Annotated in this window: 2 protein-coding genes; both read left to right on the forward strand. The window is 62.9% G+C overall.

What is annotated here, in order from left to right; translation table 11 throughout:
* Window positions 1–332: 332 nt before the first annotated feature.
* Window positions 333–989: a hypothetical protein gene (locus ILP92_RS04425; RefSeq protein WP_198915152.1), complete on the forward strand. Its 657-nt coding sequence runs from the start codon at window positions 333–335 to the stop codon at window positions 987–989.
* A 181-nt stretch (window positions 990–1,170) separates the two neighbouring features.
* Complete coding sequence (locus tag ILP92_RS04430; RefSeq protein ID WP_198915153.1) at window positions 1,171–2,121, forward strand: cupin domain-containing protein; 951 nt, start codon at window positions 1,171–1,173, stop codon at window positions 2,119–2,121.
* The last annotated feature ends 698 nt before the right edge of the window (window positions 2,122–2,819 follow it).

A 2,819-nucleotide genomic window follows, 5' to 3' on the forward strand; every position in this document is an offset into this window, starting at 1 on the left:
ATCGATTTCCACTACAGAACAAGATTGAGCCCTTCAAGTTGAGGCTCGCCAGAGGCAGAGCAAAATCAGGTCCAGATGCTGTCAATCTTGATCAGTCGAGGTCCCTGTAATACGTGTCTCTTGGTGTCGAGTTGAGTGAGGTTTGCCGCCATGCGCCACGCTGCAAAGATGGTGAAGCCGACCGAATTTCCGCAGCGCTGCCTCAAGCGAGTATCGGGCAGTCGGCGCAGATTTGCGGCTGCGGCCCTTCCCATTGCGGGCACCCGCAACTCGGTCCGGTCAGGTCTTTGCCACCTGTTCGAGTGCAATGCTGGCGCGCGGCGAGGAATGCCGTGAGACGCAGTCCCCGCAGCTATACCGCGCTCGAGGATCTGGGCCGTGTGCGGCTGTCGCGCCATTTCCACCTGCGCGAGTTCCTGTATTCCGAAATCGCGGGGTTCTACGGCCGCACCAACATCCCCGAGGATCCGGACCTGATGATCGCCGCCGGGACCCGGCTGTGCGAAGAGTTGCTGGATCCGCTGGTCGAGACGTTCGGCCCGCTTCATATCCGGTCGTCCTACCGCGCGCCCGATCTGAACCATTTCGGCGCGACCGAAGTCCGGCCGCAGAAATGCTCGCGCAACGCCGTCAACCAAGCGGGCCACATCTGGGATCGCCGCGACGACGCGGGCCGGATGGGGGCCACGGCCTGCATCGTGGTGCCGTGGTTCGCCGATCAATACGCAAGGGGGCGCGACTGGCGGGATCTTGCGTGGTGGATCCACGACCATCTGCCCTATTCCGAGCAATACTATTTCCCCAAGCTGGCCGCGCTGAATCTGACCTGGCGCGAAGATCCGGCCCGCACGATCTCAAGCTACATCGCGCCGCGCGGCAAGCTGCTGGCCGCGGGCGCCACACCGTCCGAACCCCCGGATCAGCGCCGCGCCCGCTATGCCGATTTTCCGCCGTTCCGCGCCATCCGCTATCCACGGGTGGGCCCGTGAGCCTGCCGCGCGTCGCCGCGCCGGTCGCTGGAAAGTCCGAGGACGGCCGGGGCGCGGATCCATCACTTAGGCTGGTCCCCGTGCAAAATGTTCCCTTTGGCTGTCCTGCGAATATGCTAAGTCCCACGCAACGTCTTCTGGACGCAGATCCTGACGGCCCTGAAGTAAGGAAACACACACCGTGACCGAGCTGCCGACCACCATCCGCTATGGCGAGCTGATCGCCCGCAGCACTGCGCCCATCGACGCGCATATCCCCGGCTCGGACCAACGCCAGACCTTCGCCATCATCGGCGGCTTGTCGGGATCAGCCGACCAGCAAGCGCCTATTGCCTCGCCGCACGGTTTCAGCCTCCGGGCCGCGGGCCAGCCGCCGCGTGTGCGCAACGCGCTGCATGCCCACCGCACGGAACAGGTGCTCTTCGTCCTGTCGGGCCGCTGGCGCTTCTTCTGGGGCCTGCACGGCGACGCGGGCGACGTGATCCTGGAACGCGGCGACATCCTCAAGGTCCCGACCGGTCTCTTCCGCGGGTTCGAGAATGTGGGCGAAGACGACGCGATGATCATGGAGGTCTTGGGCGGCGGCGACGCGGGCGGCGATGTCATCTGGGCGCCGCAGGTGATCGAGGATGCGAAGGCGCACGGCCTGGTGCTGGGCGAGAACGGCAGGCTCTACGACAGCAAGAATGGCGAAAGCCTGCCCGACGGCGTCAAGCCGGTGTCACCGCTGACAGGGGACGACTTGAAGGCGTTCGCGGATCTCAGCCCCATGCAGGTCGTGGGCCAGGGTGTGCGCCGCTATAACGACATGGCAGCGCTGGCCAGGACCCGGGCCTGCAAGGTCATCGGCGAGACGGGAATCATCCGCGACGCACCGGGCTTCGAGGTCGATCTGCTCACGCGGTCCTCGGCGAAAGAGGCGATGCACGAGCACGACCGTCCGTCGGTGCTGATCCCCGTCTTCGGCCATTGGCGTGTGAACTGGCCCGGCGGGTCCGAGGTGATCGGCCCGGGCGACACCATGTCAGTGCCATCCGACCTGCCGCACAATGCGCTTCCGTCCATGCCGGGCGAGGCGGCGCTGTATCACATCATCGCCACGGACGATGCGGCCGAACCCAGCCCGCGGTAGGATGCCAGGCAACAGGGCGGACCGACCGGGTGGGCGCGCCGATCCGGGCGGCAGGCACCGGATCTCGGCCTCTGAAAACGCGCGCGCGCAGACTGTGGATGTCGATCCCAAGATCGGTTTGGCGAAACTTGGCGCCGTTTCGGCGGATGCCCGCGCAAGTCAGTGATCTGGCGACAGGATCGCGTGGGCGGATGGGACCGGAACACCAGGATTGACGCAGTCGCCCGGGCTTTCGGATGTGCGCCGAAACGGCGTATTTCCATAATCTTACGCCGCATTCATGAACCAGCTTTCTAGCGCCGAAGGACTTGCTGTTCCGGCTCACTTCAACCTTTGAAGGCCGCCGGCTCTGGATGGATCCTCGATTGGCATGATTTTGCCTATCGTCGTCGGGTCCCTGGATCGCTGCGCGGCGGTTTTATCCACAGGCGCGGCCTTAGGTGTGACGGAAAGTTCCAAAGAGAAATCGAAAAAAATATATACTTAACAGGGTGATATTGGTGACTTTTAAGAAGAAAAGAAAGTTACCGAAAAACGTTGTGACAGGTGGGCCTCCACCCTAAGCTGAACTCACATAAAATTGACGATGCCGATGGTTGCCTGTCTTTTTGCAGGCGTACGAGAATCAAGATTTACAAGTATCTTTTGTTTTCAGTGATTTGGGTGCCATCGTCGTCGCGGTCCGAGGGAGATTGATG

Origin of the sequence: Palleronia pontilimi, assembly GCF_016412875.1 — a bacterium.
Taxonomy (GTDB): domain Bacteria; phylum Pseudomonadota; class Alphaproteobacteria; order Rhodobacterales; family Rhodobacteraceae; genus Palleronia; species Palleronia pontilimi.